The 2652-nt window shown below is 60.2% G+C and carries 3 protein-coding genes; 2 read left to right on the forward strand and 1 reads right to left on the reverse strand.

Annotated elements, in window-relative coordinates:
* Positions 1-193: 193 nt before the first annotated feature.
* A complete protein-coding gene (gene def, locus NW844_RS11660; protein ID WP_414335842.1) occupies positions 194-778 on the forward strand; it encodes a peptide deformylase in 585 nt (194 codons plus the stop codon).
* 38 nt (positions 779-816) lie between these two features.
* On the opposite strand, the gene NW844_RS11665 is transcribed toward def, so the two are convergent.
* Entirely contained in the window at positions 817-1170 is a 354-nt protein-coding gene (locus NW844_RS11665; protein WP_414335844.1) for a hypothetical protein, read from the reverse strand.
* A 223-nt stretch (positions 1171-1393) separates the two neighbouring features.
* Between NW844_RS11665 and cbiD the strand changes: the two genes are divergently transcribed.
* A complete protein-coding gene (gene cbiD / locus NW844_RS11670) occupies positions 1394-2518 on the forward strand; it encodes a cobalt-precorrin-5B (C(1))-methyltransferase CbiD (RefSeq protein ID WP_414335846.1) in 1125 nt (374 codons plus the stop codon).
* The last annotated feature ends 134 nt before the right edge of the window (positions 2519-2652 follow it).

A 2652-nucleotide genomic window follows, 5' to 3' on the forward strand; every position in this document is an offset into this window, starting at 1 on the left:
CCTGAGCCAGTCTTTCGACCTGACACACTGCCGAGCCCAAGCGCTCCGCGCCGCTACCCTCACCCCCAGCCCCTCTCCCAGAGGGAGAGGGGGGCTGAGCGGCAGACGAATCGCCTCGGCACGGCATGAACCGAATGTAAAATGGAAGTCTGGACTGGACGTCTGCTGTTGTTTATTCTGAGAGACCTGCCGGATGGTGGCCACTCTTTCTGTCCCCAAAGTGAAGCTCAAGCATCCGCCCCTGCGCATCTATCGCATGGGCGACAAGGTGCTGCGGCAGCCGGCCAAGCGTGTCAGCCAGGTCAACGATGAGATCCGCCAGCTTGCTCGCGACATGCTGCAGACCATGTACAGCTCGGATGGGATCGGTCTGGCGGCTCCGCAGGTGGGCATTCCCAAGCGCATGATTGTGGTGGATCCCCATCCCGACAAGCCGGAGGTGCCGCCGCTGGTGCTGATCAACCCGGAGATCCGCGAGTATATTGGCGAAGCAGTTGCCGGGCAGGAGGGCTGCCTGAGCATTCCGGGGGTATTTTGCGAGGTGATGCGCCCAGAAGGGATCGTGGTTTCGTTTAAAGATGAAACCGGTCGGCCCCGCACCATTCGAGCTGACGATTTGCTGGCGCGGGTGATCCAGCACGAAATCGATCACCTCAATGGTGTGCTGTTTGTGGATCACGTGGAAAACGAGCTGCTGCTGGATCAGGAGCTGCGCAAGCACGGCTTTCAGATGCAGGATGTACAGCGCAAAGGCAAGCCCTCTGTCGCCTCTCGCTGAAGCCCTGGCAAAGTTTTCACGTCTTAGTTTGTGTTGGTTTAGTGCTGCAGGCGCTGAGCCAAGAGCTGCTCCTCTAGGGCGGCGATGCGGTTGTAGGCAGCGGTTAATTGGGCACTCAGTCGCTGGACTTGGGCTTCTGGGGCAAGCTCGTGTCCCATGCTGCGGCTGCTTACCACGGTGGGTTCATCATCCAACAGGAAGTTGTGGCTGCCATCTTCCACCAAGTCTGAGATCAGAACGCTATAGCGGGAGGGGGCGGGGACATTTTTTTTAGCCTCCTGCTTTGCCAGAAGAGCAGCTGCCACCTGCTCCGGCATCCGCTCGATGGCAGCTTTCAGCTCCTGTATTTGCGACTCCAGACGCTCAAGATAGTGCTGCACTGCTTCGCTCATAGCTGCCCCAGTTTGACTCTTTACTTTTATTGAAAGAGATAAGTTCTCGCTTCTCCCCTTCTTCCCCTAGATCATTTAACGATTACGCAGTTGGAGAACTAAACGTCGGCTTCAGGAGTTTACCCTAGCAAGCCAGTCCTGCTGGTTGGCGTCGGCCACAATTGAGATAGGCTCTCTCCAAAGTTTTTTCCAGAGCAGGTTTCTCTCTATTTCCAGACAAAAAATGCAGGATGCGGTTCTCCCCTTTCCCCAACAGGGCTATACCTTGCCCGTGTTTGCGGTGGCTGCTGCTAAGGCTGCTCTCCACCGTCTCATCGGGATCGCTTTGGAGCAGGACGGCGCTCATCCTGTCATTGCCGTGCAGGTGGAGCCTGAGGCGGGATCCGCTGCCGGCTGGGTCAGGATCCCGGTAGAGCAGGTGGCAGCTTTGTCGGAGAACACGGCTCTGGCCATTACCCGCTCGGATCCCGGCCCTCACCTGGATCTCACCCGCAACACACCGGTCTGGGCCTGGGTGAGCTTGGAGGAACGGGATCCCACCGCTCTCCCTTTGCTCCTGGAAGCGGGGGAGGGGCTGGGGCGGCACGCCGACGGCAGCCCGGCCATCTATGCCTACGCCCGGCGCCTGTTTGAGATCAACCTTTTGTCTGGGATCCCAGAGGGTTATCGGCTGCGGGTGCGCATCATCTTGCCGGAGGGAAAACTCTTGGCGGAGCGGACTTCCAATGCGGCGTTTGGGGTGCTGGAAGGACTGGCTCTTTTGGGGACACGGGCGGAGGTGGAGCCTTCTGCCGGCGCCGAGAGCCTGGAGCGGGCCCGCTGCGAATTGCAGCAGAAGTTGGAAAAGCACAGGCATCTGGCCTTTTGCGTGGGTAGCCATGGGCAGCAGGTGGCCTTGAGGCAAGGGATCCCGGCGGAAGAGATTCTACTGGTGGCCAATTGGATCGGGCCGCTGCTGGTGGAAGCAGGGTTGCGGGGGGCGGAGTCGGTTCATTTGATCGGCTACCACGGCAAGCTGATCAAGCTGGCAGGGGGCATCTTCACCACTTCCAGCCATGTGGCCGATGCCCGCCTGGAAATCTTGATGGCAGCCCTCATCCGCTGCGGGGGAACAGCCGAACAGGCGCGGCAGGTGCTAGAGCTAAGGACGGTGGAGGCAGCGGTGCAGTATCTGAAGGAGCTGGGCTGGGCAGAGCCGGTGCTGCAGGAGTTGACTCGACAAATCCGCCAGCGGGCAACAGCCTATGTGCAAAAGTATGCTGCTCGATCCCTGCCGGTGCAGGTAACCCTGTTCGATCGGCAGGGCCAGGTTTGCGCTCAGGTTGGGATCTCCTCCCCAAGCCCTTGATCCCTGCTGTTGTTCCTCACCCCCAGCCCATCTCTCTAAGGCGAGCCCAAGCGCTCCGCGCCGCTAGCGCGACCACCCCCAGCCCCTCTCCCAAAGGGACACCCTCACCCCCGGCCCCTCTCCCAAAGGGAGAG

The sequence above is a fragment of the Synechococcus sp. H55.2 genome (genome assembly GCF_047462495.1).
In the GTDB taxonomy this organism is placed as follows: domain Bacteria; phylum Cyanobacteriota; class Cyanobacteriia; order Thermostichales; family Thermostichaceae; genus Thermostichus.

Bases quoted from the DNA above. Each gene is read 5' to 3' on its own strand.
- def (WP_414335842.1), top strand. From the start codon at position 194: ATGGTGGCCACTCTTTCTGTCCCCAAAGTGAAGCTCAAGCATCCGCCC.
- NW844_RS11665 (WP_414335844.1), bottom strand. From the start codon at position 1,170: ATGAGCGAAGCAGTGCAGCACTATCTTGAGCGTCTGGAGTCGCAAATA.
- cbiD (WP_414335846.1), top strand. From the start codon at position 1,394: ATGCAGGATGCGGTTCTCCCCTTTCCCCAACAGGGCTATACCTTGCCC.